At 43.5% G+C, this 17,981-nt stretch carries 17 protein-coding genes; 14 read left to right on the forward strand and 3 right to left on the reverse strand.

Features of this window, described 5'->3' with window-relative positions; translation table 11 throughout:
- The first annotated feature begins 4 nt into the window (after positions 1 to 4).
- The 9 genes from B9Y89_RS07310 (at position 5) to B9Y89_RS07350 (ending at position 7,723) form a co-directional block, all read left to right on the forward strand.
- Complete coding sequence (locus tag B9Y89_RS07310) at positions 5 to 1,294, forward strand: HD domain-containing protein (RefSeq protein ID WP_085522579.1); 1,290 nt, start codon at positions 5 to 7, stop codon at positions 1,292 to 1,294.
- A gap of 11 nt (positions 1,295 to 1,305) precedes the next feature.
- Positions 1,306 to 1,803 (forward strand): YwgA family protein, encoded by a 498-nt coding sequence (locus B9Y89_RS07315; protein ID WP_085522580.1) that lies wholly within the window; start codon positions 1,306 to 1,308, stop codon positions 1,801 to 1,803.
- Positions 1,804 to 1,843: 40 nt separating this feature from the next.
- Positions 1,844 to 2,710 (forward strand): fructosamine kinase family protein, encoded by an 867-nt coding sequence (locus B9Y89_RS07320; protein ID WP_254901204.1) that lies wholly within the window; start codon positions 1,844 to 1,846, stop codon positions 2,708 to 2,710.
- A 184-nt stretch (positions 2,711 to 2,894) separates the two neighbouring features.
- Positions 2,895 to 4,637 (forward strand): carbon starvation CstA family protein, encoded by a 1,743-nt coding sequence (locus B9Y89_RS07325; RefSeq protein ID WP_085522581.1) that lies wholly within the window; start codon positions 2,895 to 2,897, stop codon positions 4,635 to 4,637.
- A 219-nt stretch (positions 4,638 to 4,856) separates the two neighbouring features.
- Positions 4,857 to 5,120 carry a cory-CC-star protein gene (locus B9Y89_RS07330; RefSeq protein ID WP_085522582.1) on the forward strand — a complete coding sequence of 88 codons (264 nt, stop codon included), beginning with the start codon at positions 4,857 to 4,859 and terminating at the stop codon, positions 5,118 to 5,120.
- Between the two features lie 17 nt (positions 5,121 to 5,137).
- On the forward strand, positions 5,138 to 6,082 hold the full coding sequence (locus B9Y89_RS07335; RefSeq protein ID WP_085522583.1) for an ArsA family ATPase: 945 nt from the start codon (positions 5,138 to 5,140) through the stop codon (positions 6,080 to 6,082).
- Positions 6,079 to 7,008, forward strand: coding sequence for a ketopantoate reductase family protein (locus tag B9Y89_RS07340; protein WP_085522584.1), 930 nt, complete (start codon positions 6,079 to 6,081; stop codon positions 7,006 to 7,008). Before B9Y89_RS07335 ends, B9Y89_RS07340 begins: the two co-directional genes overlap by 4 nt.
- 19 nt (positions 7,009 to 7,027) lie before the next feature.
- Entirely contained in the window at positions 7,028 to 7,513 is a 486-nt protein-coding gene (locus tag B9Y89_RS07345) for a DUF456 domain-containing protein (RefSeq protein ID WP_176222141.1), read from the forward strand.
- 18 nt (positions 7,514 to 7,531) lie between these two features.
- The gene (locus B9Y89_RS07350; RefSeq protein ID WP_085522586.1) at positions 7,532 to 7,723 is read left to right on the forward strand and encodes a hypothetical protein; all 192 of its coding nucleotides are present in this window, start codon (positions 7,532 to 7,534) and stop codon (positions 7,721 to 7,723) included.
- A 155-nt stretch (positions 7,724 to 7,878) separates the two neighbouring features.
- Here the strand turns inward: B9Y89_RS07350 and B9Y89_RS07355 are convergent, their stop codons facing one another.
- Positions 7,879 to 9,969 carry a transglycosylase domain-containing protein gene (locus tag B9Y89_RS07355; RefSeq protein ID WP_085522587.1) on the reverse strand — a complete coding sequence of 697 codons (2,091 nt, stop codon included), beginning with the start codon at positions 9,967 to 9,969 and terminating at the stop codon, positions 7,879 to 7,881.
- Between the two features lie 470 nt (positions 9,970 to 10,439).
- On the opposite strand from B9Y89_RS07355, the gene B9Y89_RS07360 reads away from it, so the two are divergent.
- The 5 genes from B9Y89_RS07360 (at position 10,440) to purU (ending at position 15,296) form a co-directional block, all read left to right on the forward strand.
- On the forward strand, positions 10,440 to 10,877 hold the full coding sequence (locus B9Y89_RS07360) for a YwiB family protein (RefSeq protein WP_176222142.1): 438 nt from the start codon (positions 10,440 to 10,442) through the stop codon (positions 10,875 to 10,877).
- On the forward strand, positions 10,878 to 12,548 hold the full coding sequence (gene argS, locus B9Y89_RS07365) for an arginine--tRNA ligase (protein ID WP_085522589.1): 1,671 nt from the start codon (positions 10,878 to 10,880) through the stop codon (positions 12,546 to 12,548).
- Between the two features lie 149 nt (positions 12,549 to 12,697).
- Complete coding sequence (locus B9Y89_RS07370) at positions 12,698 to 13,276, forward strand: hypothetical protein (protein ID WP_085522590.1); 579 nt, start codon at positions 12,698 to 12,700, stop codon at positions 13,274 to 13,276.
- Between the two features lie 263 nt (positions 13,277 to 13,539).
- Positions 13,540 to 14,328: an alpha/beta fold hydrolase gene (locus B9Y89_RS07375; RefSeq protein ID WP_085522591.1), complete on the forward strand. Its 789-nt coding sequence runs from the start codon at positions 13,540 to 13,542 to the stop codon at positions 14,326 to 14,328.
- A gap of 113 nt (positions 14,329 to 14,441) precedes the next feature.
- Positions 14,442 to 15,296 carry a formyltetrahydrofolate deformylase gene (purU, locus tag B9Y89_RS07380; RefSeq protein ID WP_085522592.1) on the forward strand — a complete coding sequence of 285 codons (855 nt, stop codon included), beginning with the start codon at positions 14,442 to 14,444 and terminating at the stop codon, positions 15,294 to 15,296.
- A gap of 288 nt (positions 15,297 to 15,584) precedes the next feature.
- On the opposite strand, the gene B9Y89_RS07385 is transcribed toward purU, so the two are convergent.
- A complete protein-coding gene (locus B9Y89_RS07385) occupies positions 15,585 to 17,063 on the reverse strand; it encodes a DHA2 family efflux MFS transporter permease subunit (protein WP_085522593.1) in 1,479 nt (492 codons plus the stop codon).
- Positions 17,056 to 17,931 carry a TetR/AcrR family transcriptional regulator gene (locus tag B9Y89_RS07390; protein WP_085522594.1) on the reverse strand — a complete coding sequence of 292 codons (876 nt, stop codon included), beginning with the start codon at positions 17,929 to 17,931 and terminating at the stop codon, positions 17,056 to 17,058. Before B9Y89_RS07390 ends, B9Y89_RS07385 begins: the two co-directional genes overlap by 8 nt.
- Positions 17,932 to 17,981 lie beyond the last annotated feature (50 nt).

The following is a 17,981-nucleotide window of genomic DNA, read 5'->3' on the forward strand; positions in this document are numbered from 1 at the left end:
GACAATGATAAACGGGATGGACAAGCTTGAAGAGGAAAAAGTATTTAAAGATCCTGTACACCGCTATGTTCACGTCAGAGACCGTTTAATTTGGGATTTAATTGGAACAAGGGAATTTCAAAGATTGCGGCGCGTCAGGCAACTAGGCACAACCTTTCTAACCTTTCATGGTGCTGAACACAGTCGCTTCAGCCATTCCCTAGGCGTCTATGAAATTACGAGACGGATCATTGAGGTTTTCGAAGGTCGGCCGTACTGGGATGATGACGAGCGCCTGCTTTGTTTGTGCGCGGCCTTACTTCATGATGTCGGACATGGGCCGTTCTCACATACATTTGAAAAAATTTTTGGTATGGACCACGAAGCTTTTACGCAAAAAATGATTACCGGAGATACAGAGATTAATCGCGTCTTACGGCGTATGGGTGACGATTTTCCTGCTAATGTAGCTGAAGTGATCGACAAAACGTATGATAATAAATTAGTTGTCAGCTTGATTTCTAGTCAAATTGATGCCGACCGGATGGACTATCTTCTGCGCGATGCCTATTATACCGGGGTGAGCTACGGGCATTTTGATTTGGAGCGGATCTGGCGGGTGATGCGGCCGAGAGACGATCAAGTCGTCATCAAACAAAGCGGCATGCATGCGGTTGAGGATTACATTATGAGCCGGTATCAGATGTATTGGCAAGTTTACTTCCATCCCGTCACCCGCAGTGCCGAAGTGATTTTATCGAAAATTTTACGCCGGGCTAGAGATTTGTATCATGAGGGATATAGGTTCCAACAAAAACCAGGCCATTTAATTCCATTATTTGACGATTCACTCACGCTTGAACAGTATATAAAATTGGATGAGGCCGTCATTATGTTCTATTTTCAAATCTGGCAAGATGAAGAAGACTCAATTCTTAGTGACTTATGCCAACGGTTTATGAACCGCCGGTTATTTAAATATGTTGAATTTACGCCTAGTAACTTTAACGACTATTTCGAATTAAAGGAGGCGTTTGCGAAGGCGGGGATCGACCCACGCTACTACTTGGTTGTCGATTCGTCTTCGGATTTGCCCTATGACTTTTATCGTCCTGGTGAAGAAGGCGAGCGCTTGCCGATTCATTTGTTAACCTCTGGAGGTGACTTGCGTGAACTTTCTCGTGAGTCAACGGTCGTTGAGGCGATTTCAGGTAAAAAAAGAACCGACCATAAATTATATTTTCCAAAAGACTTTATTGAAGCCATCGCTGATGAGACTGTCAAAACGCGAATTCAAGAATTACTCTATCAATAGGGGGATGCCGAATGCTTGAGGATCATGCGAAGTTGTTGACACTTTTTTCCCATGCTGGAGAGGTTGTCGGCCGCAAAAAGCTGCAGAAGATTCTTTACATATTAAAAAAGATGGATTATCCGTTTCAACAAAAATATCAGTTCCATTTTTACGGGCCTTATTCTGAAGAATTGACCCTGCAAATAGAAGAACTCGGCAATTTGGGGTTTGTCCAAGAGACGCGCGAGGAAAAAGGGGGCTATCATCAGTATCGATATGTCTTAACTGAATCAGGAGAAGAATTTTTAGGCCATTATGATATTGAATTGCCGGATATCCAAACGTTGATCCATCAGTTAAATGGACAGAATTCACGCTTTCTTGAACTGATATCGACGATGTTATTTTTTGATGAATTAGATGAAGCGTCATTGGTTAACAAGGTGCAAGTTGTGAAGAAAAAGCAAAATTATACGATGGAGGAAATTCAATCGGGATTGGATTATCTCAAACAATTAAAATCCCATTAATGTTCCGACATTATGGACAGAAAATAAAGGGTGAAGACACTTGGAACCAATCATCGAAGAGGCACTCCACTGCTCGGGGGACGAGTCAGCGATACAATCGTCCCGAGCTGTCTCCGGAGGCTGTATTAACCAAACTTATTACGTCAAAACCAAAGCGGGCGAATACTTTGTCAAATTGAACGCTGATGTGCCGCAGGATTTTTTCCGTAGAGAAGCTGAAGGTTTGGAGCTAATAAGAGAGACGAACACAGTCATGGTTCCGAATGTTTTATATTACAATGAACCTGCTGACCATGAGATGGGCGTCCTTGTCCAAGAATGGCTCGGGGGCGGCAGACAAATGGACACAAGTGCCCGGCTCGGCAGGGAAGTGGCAGCTTTGCATGCGACATATGGTTCAGCTTTTGGCCTGGCAAATGATAACTATGTCGGTGAACTGCGGCAGCCAAACGGATGGTATGATTCATGGGTAGATTACTATAGAGAACAGCGCCTCCTGAAACAAGTGGAATATGGGGAGCAAGTAGGTCGCATGCCTTTAGAGCGACGTCGAAAAATGGAGTCGTTGATGGAGCGACTTAATCAGTGGATACCTTCCAATATTCGCCCGTCCTTATTGCACGGAGATTTGTGGGGCGGCAATTTTATGGCCGGACCTGAAGGCGAACCGGTGTTAATTGATCCGGCTGTTTTATACGGACACCATGAATTCGATATGGCATTTACCGAAATGTTCGGCGGTTTTTCTCAAGACTTTTTTGATCATTACTATGAGGTGTTCCCGCCGGAAGCTGAGTACCAAGAGCGTAAGCATTTATATCAACTGTTTTACTTGCTCGTTCACCTCAATACTTTTGGGGGAATGTACGCCCAGTCTGTCGATCGTGTCCTTGACCGGTTTGTCTAGTATTGGTGAGTGTTGTTCTGTAAGCCAACCGTTATCTATCAGCGGTTGGTTTTTTAATGTGGATCTAATCGTGAGAATTGATACGAAAATGATTCACGCAAAAAAGGAATGAAAGGGGTTTCATATAATATATATAATAGTGTCTATTCTAAAAAGTTAAATAATAATTTAAAGGGGGGTTAAAATGAGTGCGATTTGGTTGGTTGTCTTTGGATTCATTGCGTTCTTCTTAGGATATAAGTATTATTCCAACTTTGTTGCGCAGAAGGTATTGAAGCTTGATCGGAATTACGTCACACCGGCTCATGAATATAAAGACGGAGTGGACTATGTTCCGACTAACAAATTTGTGTTATGGGGACATCACTTCAGTTCGGTGGCAGGTGCGGCACCAATCCTGGGTCCGGCGATTGCAGTTTTTTGGGGCTGGCTGCCAGCACTACTATGGGTCGTTCTCGGAACAATATTTGCTGCTGGTGTGCATGACTTTGGAACCTTGGTGCTATCCGTTAGGCATAAAGGGCGATCGGTCGGGAATATTGCAGATCGGATTGTGGGCAGTCGGGCTAAAATTTTATTTTTATTTATCATTTTGATTCTCGTATTAATGGTGAATGCCGTATTCGCTTGGGCGATTGCTAATTTATTCGTCACGTATCCTGCAGCTGTCCTGCCGGTATTTATTGAAATCCCACTTGCGGTATGGATTGGTTATAAGGTGTATAAGAAGAGCGGGAATATGCTGCTACCCTCAGTTATTGCCCTGGCAATAATGTATGGCATAGCGGTGCTAACAAGCTATGTCCCTGCTTTAGAAATTGACTTTGTCTCATGGTTTGGCGGTGAAGGACATACTGTTGCTGGCTTGGGTGTAACCGGCTGGGCTTTCTTTATCTGGATTGTTATTCTTATGGTATATGCCTATATTGCTTCCACGCTACCCGTATGGAAACTTCTGCAACCAAGAGACTATATTAACTCGCACCAACTCGTCGTCGGCTTGTTAGTCTTATTCCTAGGCTTGTTTTTGAGTAATCCCGAAGTCACGGCGCCAGCCATGAACACAGAAGCGAATGTACCGTGGTTTCCACTATTATTTATAACCATTGCTTGCGGTGCGATTTCAGGATTCCATGGACTCGTTGCCTCAGGAACGAGTTCAAAACAATTGGATCGGGAAACGGATGCGCGGTTTGTAGGTTATTTCGGTGCTGTCGGTGAAGGAACGCTCGCGTTACTTTCCATTATTGCGGTTGTCACATTATTTAGTTCACAAGAAGCATTTATGGAAAACTATGCTACGTTTAGTTTGGCCCAAGGCGGTGGTCTCGGGAATTTCATCGCGGGTGCTGCCCAGTTGGCTCATGAAGGATTGGCCGTTCCGATGAATGTGGCAACGACCATTGTGTCAATTATTGTCATTAGTTTTGCGGCCACAAGCTTGGATACATCCGTTCGGTTGATGCGGTATATTATTAGTGAACTGGGTGTTGAATATAAAAAGCCAGTGCTCACGAAAATGCATGTAGCAACGTCCATCGGTGTGATTGCTTCAGCTGCTTTGGCGCTTTTACCACAAGGGCCAAAAGGCTTCGGTTCCGGCGGTTATCTCATTTGGCCGCTGTTTGGTACGAGTAATCAATTGCTCGCAGGGATTAGCCTGCTACTCGTCTCAATTTGGTTGAAAAATAAAGGGCGCAACTATGTGATTACCCTGATACCAATGTTTTTCCTCATGTTTATGACGATTTGGGCAATGGCCCAGAGTGTATTCTTTCAATGGTCCGGCTACGGTGATCATGAATTCCAAGGATTGCTGTTTATTTTGGGTCTCGTCATTTTCTGTTTCGCTATCTGGATTGTGATTGAGTCACTGCGAACGTTAAGTCAAAAAACACCGCCAACAGATCAGTCGTTAAAAGAGTGACGGCAAGAGGCTGGGATAAATCTCAAACAGGGTACTCAGGAAGCCGAATGTTAGCTGAGGCCGTGCCCGCGGCAAGCGAAGGATTTTGACGAAGCAATGACAGGAATGACTGCTTTCAACAAATCATCCGAACGGATTAATCAACAAGTTCGGATGATTCTGTGATTCATATCCTTTTGTTCCAGTCTCTTTTTTTAGATAGAAAGGGGAGGACAACTTATGCCGCCAAAATTCTCATTGAAGCAACTGATTGCCTTTTATGATGAAGTGATCAGCTTACCACATAAAGCTGAAATTGAGCGCGAGTTAAGAGACGAGGACGATTTGTTTTTATTACTTTGTTTTAGTGAACTGCTTGGTCTGCCGAATCCGGTTCAATATTACACGCTTGAACTATACCCCTACATCGTTGAGCGATTTCATGAATGGCATATTCGTATGGGCATGGAAAAATCACCGTTTGACGGTATTCGTTGTTGCTAAGAAGGGAAGGCAAAGATATGGCGCGTATGGAACAAAATATTATCTTTTTTGGTGGTAAGGGCGGTGTCGGGAAATCGACATGCTCATCCGCTTGGGCTTACCGTTTAGCTAGGCAAGGGTATAAGACCCTGCTGGTGTCGACGGATCCTGCTCACAACTTACATGATCTTTTTGGCAAGACCATCGATGCTGATCCGACGCCCTTGGGAGATCACTTATATGGGTTGGAAATTGATGCTTCTAAGGAAGCGAAGCGTTATATTGAAGGGGTTAAAGCAAACCTTAACGGGCTCGTGAAAACGCATATGGTTGAAGAGGTTCATAGACAGATTGATATGGCGCAGGCAGCCCCGGGTACGGATGAATCAGCATTATTCGATAAAATAGTCAGCATTGTGCTTGATGAATACGAACACTTTGACAAGATCGTTTTTGATACCGCACCCACGGGTCATACGTTACGTTTACTCACACTGCCGGAATTAATGAATACGTGGATCGAAGGCATGATTAAGCGGCGCCGGAAAGTTCATCATGATTATTCGCAATGGCTGGGGGATAGCGACCGGCCTGATGACCCGATCTATGAGATTTTGAATCAACGGCGAAAACGATTTGCAGAAGTTCGAGATTTATTATTGAATGCAGGGGTGACAGGGTTTGTTTTTGTTGTCAATCCGGAAAAACTTCCGATTGTAGAGGCGGAGCAGGCTGTTCATCAACTTGGACATTATGGATTAAAAGTTGGTACAATCATTGTAAATAAGTGCCTGCCTGATCAGGGGGAGGATGATTTTTGGCGCAGGCGTCAAGAGTTAGAACAAGGTTACCGGTCATGGGTGAGGACATCATTCGATGAACAAGAGGTTGTGGAGATTCCCTTGTTGTCAAGTGACATTACGGATCTTGATGAACTTGACCAAGTGGCTGATGAATTAGGTAAGGGAGATGGCGGGCTATGAATATTGTTGTGATTGGAGCCGGTGCATTGGGTGCCTATTTTGGTACACGGCTGATATCTGCTGGGCACCGTGTGCAGTTTTTAGTCAGGGATAGGCGGGCAGCACAAATAAAGGAACAGGGGTTGAACATACATAGTGTATATGGTGATGAACGTTTGGAGCATCCTGACATCGTGAGCCGGACTGAAGAGGTTGAAGCTTGTGATTTGGTGATTCTAGCTGTTAAAGGTTACCATTTAGAAGCGGTGTTACCGACAGTGCGGGCATTAACGGAAAAAGGGGCGTTTGTTCTGCCGCTGCTTAATGGCATCACTCATGTTCAGCACCTGGGACAGATTGTTGGCGAAGACAAAGTCTTGGGAGGTCTAGCTTATATCATTGCAACGCTGGATGAGAAGGGCCATGTTCATCATACCAGTGAGCAGCATGATATCATCTTTGGTCCTTTACACCCTAAGCAAAAGCCGATTTGTCGGGAATTGGAAGAAACAGCATCTAAAGTTAACTTTCGTTTATTATTTAAAGAAGACATCACATTCGAAATGTGGAAGAAATACGTTTTTATCACGACCTTCTCGGGTGTGACGACAGCAGCCCGGGTGTCGATTGGTCCAATTAGAAACACCCCGCAACTAGAAAAATTGGCACAGACGATTTTAACAGAAATGACAGCTTTAGCAGCTTACTATTGTAGTGATGAGGCCGTTCGTGATATCAAAGCTCAAGCCGGGCAACAACTACAGACGTTTCCAGATGAGGCGACGTCTTCCATGCATCAGGATCTTAGGAAAGGACAACCCTTAGAGTCTGATCATTTGTTGGGTGGCGCAGTAACTTTAGGTCAATCTCACGGTTTGGACTTACCGCATGTGGAAACGTTGCATGCACTGCTGACGCCATTTAAGGATGGCTGTTCAATTCAGTAACAACATGGACAAATAGAGGATGTTTTTTGTGGATATTATCATTTGGGTCTTAATCATCGCAGCCTTTATCACGAGCTTTGTGAGTATTGTCTTCCCAGTCATTCCGGGTCCACTGGTGATTTGGATTGGTTATTTGCTTTATGCCTTTTTCATCGATGGAGGGGCGCTGTCCACGGTTTTCTGGATATCAATGGTGCTCTTAAGCGTTCTGCTCATTGTATCGGATATTATTGCTAATAGCTACTTTGTTAAACGATACGGGGGAAGCAAATGGAGCGAGCGTATGGCGGGAATTGCCGTTATTGTCGGTTCGTTCATTTTTCCGCCATTCGGGTTAATTATTGTCCCTTTTATCGTTGTCTTTATTACTGAACTCTTGCAAAAGAAGACAAGCGTGGATGCGCTCAGAGTTGCTTTTGGCTCACTTATGGGTTTTCTAGGCGGAACGGTGGCCAAAATTGTGATCCAAGTAGTGATGATTATTTGGTTCTTTATTGATATTTAATGTGGGGGAATGGGTGATATGGTAAGAGGATTTTTCTTGTTTTTACTTCCGCTTGCGGGATTTGTCGGTATGTTCATCGGTCTTGTTTTGGGTCATGCTGAATTTTCGATGGGACCAACGGTAACTTTGTTGATCTTAGCGGTTTGGTCGCTTGGCGGCGGTTTTATCCATTTTGGTCTCAAACATCGGAAACATCCGGCCTACCGCTAAGGACTGTACATAGCACTAGACTAATTTTGAATTTTTTTTGAACAAATTGTGATAAACTTGTGTACGTCCATTTAAAGACGTAAACTGTAAATGATACACACATATTATTTGGACATACAAAACCCGGAGTCTTTAGACTCCGGGTTTTGTATCTTTTAAAAGAGATCTAAAAATTTGTCAAACCAGTTTTTGCCTTCTTTTTTGTCTTCATGCCGATCGTCCTTTGGTTCCTCACCAGGTTGCCGCATATGGTCACCATCGTGGAGATCGCAATACTCCTGTGGGGCGCTGCCTTTTACAAAATAGGTCAAGCGCGCATTTGGACAATCTAGTGTTGCTAATTTGCCGGTATCAGGATCAACATATTTAGCCACAACATCTTTAGGAGCGTCTTTAAAGCTATCTTCTGGTTGGCCCTCTAACGCTGATTCCATGTAAAAGGCGAAGATATCTTTGGAATAGGATGTTTCTGGATAGTGGTTGAGCGGTCGTCCATCAGAATAGCCAACCCAAACGCCAGTGGTGAGCTCAGGTGTAAATCCAATCATCCAACTATTGGCATCAGTTGAACCGGTTTTCGCGGCAACTTTATGCGTTAAACTATCTTTAACGGATGAGCCTGTGACTTTATTATAATCGTTCAGTTTAGGGTCAAAGATGCCCGTCATCATTTGCGCAAGGACATAGGATGTCGCTTGATCAAGGACCTGCTGTTTCTTAGGATGCCATTCGTAAATGACGTCGCCGTCGGAATTAACGACTTTTTTGATAAAGTGTGGTTTGACACGGGCGCCGTAATTGGCAATGGTGCTGTAAGCCCTTGTCATTTCTAAAAGATTGACGTTGCTTGTTCCTAAAGCTAATGATGGGATGGCTTTCAACGGGCTAGAAATCCCTGCTTTATTAGCGGTGTCCACCAATGTTTTTGGTCCTATGGCCAAATTGGTCTTGGCGGCATAGATATTATCTGACAAGGCAAGGGCCTGCATCATTGTGATTGGGCCATTCGCATACTCATTATTGTAATTGTGCAGACGCCAGACATCCTGACCGCCGTTGACACGGAAAGATGTTTGCTGGCTAACCAGCGTTGTTGACGGTGTGTAATTCTGGGTCAGCGCTGAATAATAAAGAAAGGGTTTGAACGCTGAGCCAGGTTGTCTTTGAGCTTGGACCGCATGGTTGTATTTGACCTTTTTATAATTCCGTCCTCCAATCAGCGCTTTGACAGCCCCTGTTTCGGGCTTCATCGATATGAGGGCGGTTTGAATATCTGAATCGGAATGAATCACACTGTCAACCTGATGTTTCGCTTTCTTCTGCAGGTCAGTATCTAATGTCGTATAGACTTTTAAACCGCCGGTAACGAGCTGCTTTTCGTTAATGTTTAATTGATGCTTTAATTGATAAGTGACGGTATCTTGAAAATACGGAGCGATATTGTCCGATGCCGGGTTATCTTGAATGTTAAGGTTCACGGTTTGCTGACTGACTTGCTCAGCCTTTTCCCGAGTGATATCACCCGCTTTTACCATGGCGCTTAAAATATCATGTTGCCTTTTTTGGTTGTTTTCTAAGTTCGTATCAGGGGCATAGATGCTTGGCCCTTTTGGAATAGCGACGAGAGTAGTGGCTTCTGATAAGGATAATTCACTAGCATCCTTATTGAAGTAATACTGCGCGGCTGCTTGAATCCCATAGGCCCCATGCCCATAATAGATGGTATTCAGATATCCCTCTAGAATCTTATCTTTACTGTAGTTCATTTCTAACCGGACCGTATAGAAGGCTTCTTTTAATTTACGAGACCATGATTTATCATAATCCAGAAACAGATTCCGAGCGTATTGCATGGTTATGGTGCTCGCACCTTGGACCTTAGACAACGATTGGATGTCGGATAAAGCTGCACCGGCGATCCGTTTAAAGTCAAATCCATGATGTTCATAAAAGTGTTGGTCTTCAATCGAAACAGTGGCTTCAGTGACATTTTTGGAAATCTCATCGAGGTTAATCCAATAACGATTTTGATTTTGATGTTCCATTTGTCCAATGACATCTTGACTATTGCTATAGAAAACGGTTGTTTGCGGCACCTTAAGCGGAGGCGGGCCGAGAATTTTTGCATACAACAAGACACCACAGGTAAAAATGGCGATCATAAGAATGATCACAATGGCAACCCGGACGGCCCATTTAAAAAGTAGCTTTGCGAGTTTTTTGCGTTGTTCAGTGACGATTTCCATGGCTACTTACCTCCAAATCATACTCATAATATAGTATGGATGAATGATTGTCTATTTAAACGAATGATGCTTTTCATATATTGTGAGCTATTTGCGGATTTTTTACACTTAGGCTTTGTTAAACGTGATTGTTGATTTCCGCTCCAGGCGTTCACTTTCCGCGGGGCAACGCTTCAGCCTCCTCGGAAGACAATCACTTCCTGCGGGGTCTTCAGCTGTTGCTTTTCCTGCAGGACTCTAGTAAAGGCTTCTTGAGTAAGTGGCATTGAGGAACACACTAAGTTTAAGTGTTCCGAACCTCGAACGCCTTCCTCTCCAATCAACGAAGGATAAAATACAATAATGACCTTTAACATAGCTTTGCACTTAAAAAAGTAGGCGTGTTTTAAGAGAGAAATCAGATCATACTTGAAGAAGCCATGATATTTTATATATACTAGAAAAGTTAAAGCGTTTTAAGGATGGTTATAATGGAAGACAAATACGATGTAGATATTAAACTCAATAGTACGATTGAACGCCCGGATATGCCGCGGGAAGCGACGGTTTCACATACACAGGGGCAATTATTTATTAAAGATAAAACCTATTATTTAAGGTATACTGAAAATATGGAAGGGATCGGCGACGTTAGTAACACGATTAAAATGGATGATACGGAAGCTGTTGTGATTCGTAAAGGTCCGGTATCAATGCGCCAACATTTAGTCCCCGGTGAGGAGACCCAAGGTGTTTACCATAATCCATTTGGACAAATGACGATGGTGACGAACACGAAGCAATGTGCCATCCTGTGGGATTCTGGAAAGGCAAAAGGCCACATTGATTTACGCTATCATTTAAAAATTCAAGGTGAGCCGGTGGGCGCGTTCAAATTGATTTTTGAAATACAGGAGGTTCATACATAAATGACGATTGCTGAACAAGTCAAAGAGCAGTTAAAAGACGAGATCGGACAAGCGGTGCTTAAGGCAGGTCTAGCTGATGAGACAAATATGCCTGATGTTATTTTAGAGGTCCCCAAGGATAAAGCCCATGGTGATTTTGCCACCAATATGGCTATGCAGTTGGCACGCATTGCGAAAAAAGCGCCGCGGCAGATTGCCGAAGATATGATCGAACACATTAATTATGAAAAAGCATATATCACGGAGGTAGAGATTGCCGGCCCTGGATTTATCAACTTTTTCTTAGATAATCGCTATCTAACCAATCTTATTCCAACCGTGATCACGGAGGGTGAAGCATTTGGTGCTTCGAATCATGGCCAAGGCAAACGTGTACAAAATGAATTTGTCTCAGCGAATCCGACAGGGAACTTGCATCTAGGTCATGCACGTGGGGCGGCTGTCGGTGATACCTTGTGTAATTTGCTTGACAAAGCGGGTTATGACGTTGAGCGCGAATATTATATTAATGATGCCGGTAACCAAATTGAGAATCTGGCGTACTCCATTGCTGCGCGTTATAATCAGTCTCTAGGCTATGATCATGACTTACCTGAAGATGGCTATCGCGGTAAAGATGTCATCGCCATTGGTGAAAAGCTTGCCAAAGAACATGGTGAGGGACTCAGATCAATGGACGAGCTCGAACGTGTGGCCTATTTCCGCAGGGTTGGTGTTGATCACTTACTTGAAAGTATTAAACGAGATATGGGAGCCTTTCGCGTGTCGTTCGATCGTTGGTTCTCGGAAGCCTCCCTTTATAAAAGCGGTGAAATTGAAGACGCCCTACAGCAATTAAAGAATGGTGGACATACCTATGAAGCTGACGGCGCTTTATGGTTCCAGTCAACCAAGTTCGGTGACGATAAGGACCGTGTGTTAATCAAGAGTGATGGGACTTATACCTATTTGACGCCTGATATTGCCTATCATCGCAATAAATTAGAACGGGGTTTTGATGAGCTGATTAACATCTGGGGCGCCGATCATCACGGCTATATTCCGCGTATGAAAGCCGCGCTTCAAGCCATGGGCTATGATTCTGATCGCTTGGAAATCCAAATCATCCAACTTGTGAACTTGTTTAAAGACGGCGAAAAAGTGAAAATGAGCAAGCGTTCCGGCAAAGCCGTGACGATGCATGAACTCATGGATGAAGTTGGCGTCGATGCGACGCGTTACTTTTTTGCAATGCGTTCTTCGGATACCCATTTGGATTTTGACATCGACTTAGCTCGCTCTCAGTCAAACGAAAACCCTGTGTATTATGTCCAATATGCTCACGCCCGGATTTGCAGCATGTTGCGACAAGCTGAAGACTATCGGGTGTCAGACGTTCAGACGCTTGATTTCAGTCATATTGAATCAGAAAAGGAAATTGAGTTGCTGAAAAAAGTTGGCGAATTTCCTGAGACAGTGGTGGAAGCGGCCGATCGATTAGCTGTCCAAAGGATGACGAACTATGTGTTTGAACTCGCCTCCGCATTGCACAGCTTCTACAATGCTGAAAAAGTGATTGATCAAAACAATATAGAGAAAACAAAAGCACGTGTCGCCCTTGTCGATGCCGTTCGCATCACGCTGAGCAACGCTTTGAACTTAATTGGTGTATCGGCACCGGAAAAAATGTAGAACAGGAACGCAAGAAGAAGCACCTCTCGGTTGAGAGGTGCTTTTTTGTTAGTCTGTGGCTGAATCCGATTAAGTGGTTAAAATGGGACAAGAGCGTTCTTTGGTTCGTGCATTGCGGGACAGAATCATTACAATGCGGGACGCTTTTGTTGCAGTATGGGACAATCACGGGACAGCGCGCCTTCTATGGGACAAGAGCGTTCCTTGGTTCGTGCATTGCGGGACAGAATCATTACAATGCGGGACGCTTTTGTTGCAGTATGGGACAATCACGGGACTACGCGCCTTCTATGGGACAAGAGCGTTCCTTGATTCAAGATTTGCGGGACAGAATCATTACAATGCGGGACGCTTTTGTTGCGAAACGGGACAATCACGGGACAGCGCGCCTTCTATGGGACAAGAGCGTTCCTTGGTTCATGCATTGCGGGACAGAATCATTACAATGCGGGACGCTTTTGTTGCAGTACGGGACAATCACGGGACAGCGCGCCTTCTATGGGACAAGAGCGTTCCTTGATTCAAGATTTGCGGGACAGAATCATTACAATGCGGGACGCTTTTGTTGCAGTACGGGACAATCACGGGACTACGCGCCTTCTATGGGACAAGAGCGTTCCTTGGTTCATGCATTGCGGGACAGAATCATTACAATGCGGGACGCTTTTGTTGCAGTATGGGACAATCATGGGACAGCGCACGCCCTATGGGACAAGAGCGTTCCTTGATTCAAGATTTGCGGGACAGAATTTTTACAATGCGGGACGCTTTTGTTGCAGTACGGGACAATCATGGGACAGCGCACCATCAATGGAACACCACACCCTTAATGGTCCAATCACGGGATAGTGGCCATCATGGCCGGCAGTCCCAATTGCCCCATGCGCTTTCCAAGGAACAACTGACTCCAATCTTTTTTGTATGTTTTCATCGATTTTTAATCACAATAAGATGGAAGATGAGAAAGAACACACAGTTGGAGTGATTCAATATGCCGAAATTCATGACAACGGATGGCATTGATATATTTTATGAAACTTTTGGTAAGGGTCAGCCGATGATCTTCATTCATCCGCCGTTAATGGGTCATGTGGTGATGCATTATCAGCGGGCCTTAAGTTCCCATTATCAGACCATTTTTTATGACTGCCGCGGGCATGGGCGTAGTACTCACAAGCCGGAGCATGTACATTTGCGCAATCATACTGCGGACTTAAAACAGTTGATTGAATATCTAGGTCTCAAAAAGCCGATTCTCGTTGGCTATTCCAGTGGTGGAACTGTTGCACAAGACTTTGCCCTTCATTATCCAGACAGGGTCGGAGGAATCGTTTTATCCGGCGGTTTTCCAAGTGTCGATACATGGAGTCTCAGGCAGGAATTTAACATGGGCATTGGAGCGATCAAGGCAGGCAAACAGGCATTTTTATCAAAAGTGCTTGCTAAAACGCATAAAATCACAGATCGGGATGAGAAAACCTTTTTCACTTATGGACAAAAGGCAGATCCAAGGACAGTGCTGAATTTTTATATTGAAAGTTTATATTATGATTGTAAAAATCAACTAGCGGAACTTAAGGCTATTCCATTTTTACTATTATATGGGCAAAAAAGTTATCACATCAAGCCGCATGCCCGGTATTACCAGGAGCAATTGCCTTATGCGCGCACAGCGATCATCCAAGGCGGGACTCACCAGCTACCTAGTCGCTTTCATGAACCCTTTAACCATGCCATCCACCGGTTTATGACCGAAACATTTCAACCGGAGCCAGTATAGAAGCCATCAGTTTTATGCTGATGGTTTTTTTAATAAATGTTTGACACTTTCCCCCTTTAAAACCCGTTTCTCGACGGTTATAATTTTCATGAATACATCGGGAGGTTATCTATATGTCGAGTAACATTCGTATGAGGTTATTAATTTCCTGCCAAGATCGTCCGGGGATTGTCGCTACTGTGTCGCAGTTTTTGTATGAGAATGGTGCCAATATCATTCAATCTGATCAACACACGACAGACCCTCAAGGTGGCATCTTCTTTATGCGCATTGAATTTGAATGTGAAGGTGGGGAAAGTCAAAATTTAGAGGCGGCATTTACCGAGATTGCCGAATCGTTTGATATGGATTGGCGGTTGTCCCATGTGAACACACTTAAGCGCATGGCCATATTTGTGTCCAAGCAGGATCATTGTCTTCTAGAACTTTTGTGGCGCTGGAAGGCCGGCGATCTAAATGTTGATATTCCTGTGGTGATCAGCAATCATCCGGATTTACAAGCAACGGTGGAATCCTTTGATATTCCGTTTCATTACATACCCGTGAATAAACAAAATAAACGGGAGGCGGAGAAAGAGCAGCTTGAATGTCTTGAACAATACCATGTTGATTTTGTCGTTCTAGCGCGTTATATGCAAATTTTGTCTCCTGATTTCGTTGCTCATTATCCCAAGCGGGTTATCAATATTCACCATTCGTTTTTGCCTGCCTTTGTCGGTGCCAACCCTTATGAACGAGCCTACCAACGCGGGGTGAAAATTATCGGGGCAACATCTCACTTTGTTACCGATAATCTTGATGAAGGTCCAATCATTGCTCAAGGGACCAAAGAAATCAGCCATAAATATAACGTTGACGATTTGAAACGCATCGGCCGGACCATTGAGCGTGATGTTCTGGCACGTGCAATACAATTGCATTTGGAAGATAAAATTATTGTGTATGGGAATAAAACGGTGATATTTTGAAAAAAAGACGGGCTCTTTGCACGTCTTTTTAAGAAGTGAATGCGTTTCTATGTATCATCAAACTTTAGTGTTTGACATAATGCTACGAAACTGTGGTTATTTGTAAAATTGTAGCTAATCTTTCATTTAAATTGATATTGTTTCCTCCCTTTTTTGGTATAACATCATAATAGAGTATTATGCTTGCCGTAAAGCGGTACCCTGGTTTAAATATTGTGCTCTGACTTTTAGCGCAGAATCTAAAAAAGGCTTCCCCCTTATCTTGGGGAAGCCTTTTTCGAAAGACTATTATGCGTTACCCTCACTTGTAATTGTTTCACCATCGCCGGTTTTCTTCGGTGTTTTGATAAAGAAAGCGAGTATGACACCGGCTGCGGCAAGTCCAGCCGCGATCATAAAGGCGACGTTCATGCCATGGATCATGGTGTTGGCCATCATTTCTTTGGCCTCAGCTGGCGATGTTCCTTTAGGAATGGTTAGTTCTTCCCGTCTGCTTTCAGCACTGTTGGTCATAAATGTGATTAATACAGCAGTTCCGATGGAACCCGCCACTTGCTGCATGGTATTGACGACGGCTGTTCCGTGCGGATGCATTTTTTCGGGAAGTTGATTCAAGCCTGCCGTCATAACCGGCATCATCGCCAATGCTAGTCCAAACATCCGGATAGCATAGACAATAATTAAAAATGTGAACGATGTTGATGGTGTCAGATCGGTAAAGAAGAATGTCATCACAGCGACAATCGCTAAACCTGATGTTGCCAGTATCTTGGCCCCAATTTTATCAAATAAGACACCTGTAATAGGCGACATGAGTCCCATGACAATGGCTCCTGGAAGCAGCATTAAGCCGGATTCAAGGGCTGTAAAACCGCGCATGTTCTGCATGTACATAGGTAATAGTGTTTCAGCGCCGAGAAGCGCCATCATCACAATCATGGTAATGACCATGGCTAGTGTAAATGTATTATATTTAAGGACCCTAAATTCTAACATTGGATGTTTCATTTTTAATTGTCTCCAGATGAATACAGCAAGAACAATGGCACCAACAATTAAAGTGACGAGAACCTCTGTTTCACCCCATCCTGATTTCCCGGCTTTACTGAATCCATATAGGAGTCCGCCGAAACCAATAGATGATAAGATAATGGAGAGAATATCGATTTTAGGATTCGTTAATTTCGTGACGTTCTTCAATGCAAAGCTGGCAGCGATGATATCAATAATTGCAATCGGAAGGACGACGTAGAATAAGAGTCGCCATGAATAATGTTCAATAAGCCAGCCGGATAATGTCGGACCAATTGCTGGAGCAAAGGCGATGACCATACCGGCGGAACCCATGGCTGCCCCACGTTTATCAGAGGGGAATATCGCTAAGAACACATTCATCATTAATGGCAGCATAATGCCTGAACCAGCAGCTTGAATAACCCTAGCAGTTAAAAGCACTGGAAATGTATTCGATACAGCTGCGACCAAGGTTCCAATTGCAAATACACTCATAGCCGTGAGAAATAATTTCCTCGTCGAAAATTTCTCAATTAAAAACGCCGATATCGGAATCATGACACCGTTGGTGAGTAGAAAGGCTGTTGTCAGCCACTGAACAGTATTATATTCGATACCATAAGTATCTTTAATGATCGGTAATGCCGTGTTTAGCAATGTTTCATTCAAAATAGCGATAAATGCACCCGAAAGCATAATAACCATAATCGGGCCCTTTTTAACGTTTTGTTGATTCTCTACTTCTTCACTCATGGGTTCTATCCTCCTCTAGTTCGTTACTCATTCTTATGCGTTTGACCCATTGCTGCAAGGGTTCCCACTGATTTAAATAGTTGAGCAATGCTTGGATGAGAAATCGTCTTGGCTCATCATCATTCATTTCTTTTTCTAATAATGTTGTCGTTGCGGTCAGTTCTTCACGCTCATCTTCACGACATGATATAGACTGAATGGTGGTTTTTAATTGCGTAATAAGCTCTGTTAATGAGCTGATACGAGATCTTGAATCGTCTTGGTCATTAAATTGCTCGTAATCGCTCATCATTTTTCGTGTTAACAAAGGTTGAGAGTGGGTCATATCCAAAACAATCGCATCCATGCGTTCAATAAGAAAATGGATTAATGATTCAATCGAGATCGGCTTTCGCTCGTTCATCAAGAGAAACAAGTATTCTTTTAAAATGCCTTGCAAAATGACGACGAGATCCCAAATATGAGGTTGAACGGACTCGCCATAAGCTTCTAGTAAGCAATCTTTATGCCAATCCGCCATCGAATACTTAATGCGTTCCATCACGGGTTTTAGCTTTTCACTTTCCCCTGGAGGGAACGTTCTAAAAAGCATTGTCATAAAATCTTTATTTTCGATCATGCCATCTATTTCAACGGCTAATTTTTTAACTAATACCGATTTGGGTGTTTCAGAAGTATCAAATTCGATCGCCATCGCATTTTCAAATATCTTATTGTGGTTATACTCAAATGCTTGAATGAGTAAGGATTCCTTTGAATCAAAATATTTATAAAGGGCTCCTTTAGAAATATGGCAATCATCAGCGATTTCTTGAACTGATGTCTTAAAATAGCCTTGTTCTGAAAATCGCTTAATGGCAGTTTGCATGATCTCTTTTTCTTTATCAGTCAGGGTATATTCACCTCTTTTCTTCGGGT

The organism is Tuberibacillus sp. Marseille-P3662 (assembly GCF_900178005.1).
Taxonomy (GTDB): domain Bacteria; phylum Bacillota; class Bacilli; order Bacillales; family Sporolactobacillaceae; genus Marseille-P3662.

What these genes read in the sequence shown, in the direction of transcription:
- B9Y89_RS07310 (WP_085522579.1), top strand. Translation starts at nt 5, where the DNA reads ATGATAAACGGGATGGACAAGCTTGAAGAGGAAAAAGTATTTAAAGAT.
- B9Y89_RS07315 (WP_085522580.1), top strand. Translation starts at nt 1,306, where the DNA reads ATGCTTGAGGATCATGCGAAGTTGTTGACACTTTTTTCCCATGCTGGA.
- B9Y89_RS07325 (WP_085522581.1), top strand. Translation starts at nt 2,895, where the DNA reads ATGAGTGCGATTTGGTTGGTTGTCTTTGGATTCATTGCGTTCTTCTTA.
- B9Y89_RS07330 (WP_085522582.1), top strand. Translation starts at nt 4,857, where the DNA reads ATGCCGCCAAAATTCTCATTGAAGCAACTGATTGCCTTTTATGATGAA.
- B9Y89_RS07335 (WP_085522583.1), top strand. Translation starts at nt 5,138, where the DNA reads ATGGCGCGTATGGAACAAAATATTATCTTTTTTGGTGGTAAGGGCGGT.
- B9Y89_RS07340 (WP_085522584.1), top strand. Translation starts at nt 6,079, where the DNA reads ATGAATATTGTTGTGATTGGAGCCGGTGCATTGGGTGCCTATTTTGGT.
- B9Y89_RS07345 (WP_176222141.1), top strand. Translation starts at nt 7,028, where the DNA reads ATGTTTTTTGTGGATATTATCATTTGGGTCTTAATCATCGCAGCCTTT.
- B9Y89_RS07350 (WP_085522586.1), top strand. Translation starts at nt 7,532, where the DNA reads ATGGTAAGAGGATTTTTCTTGTTTTTACTTCCGCTTGCGGGATTTGTC.
- B9Y89_RS07355 (WP_085522587.1), bottom strand. Translation starts at nt 9,969, where the DNA reads ATGGAAATCGTCACTGAACAACGCAAAAAACTCGCAAAGCTACTTTTT.
- B9Y89_RS07360 (WP_176222142.1), top strand. Translation starts at nt 10,440, where the DNA reads ATGGAAGACAAATACGATGTAGATATTAAACTCAATAGTACGATTGAA.
- argS (WP_085522589.1), top strand. Translation starts at nt 10,878, where the DNA reads ATGACGATTGCTGAACAAGTCAAAGAGCAGTTAAAAGACGAGATCGGA.
- B9Y89_RS07375 (WP_085522591.1), top strand. Translation starts at nt 13,540, where the DNA reads ATGCCGAAATTCATGACAACGGATGGCATTGATATATTTTATGAAACT.
- purU (WP_085522592.1), top strand. Translation starts at nt 14,442, where the DNA reads ATGTCGAGTAACATTCGTATGAGGTTATTAATTTCCTGCCAAGATCGT.
- B9Y89_RS07385 (WP_085522593.1), bottom strand. Translation starts at nt 17,063, where the DNA reads ATGAGTGAAGAAGTAGAGAATCAACAAAACGTTAAAAAGGGCCCGATT.
- B9Y89_RS07390 (WP_085522594.1), bottom strand. Translation starts at nt 17,931, where the DNA reads ATGCAAACTGCCATTAAGCGATTTTCAGAACAAGGCTATTTTAAGACA.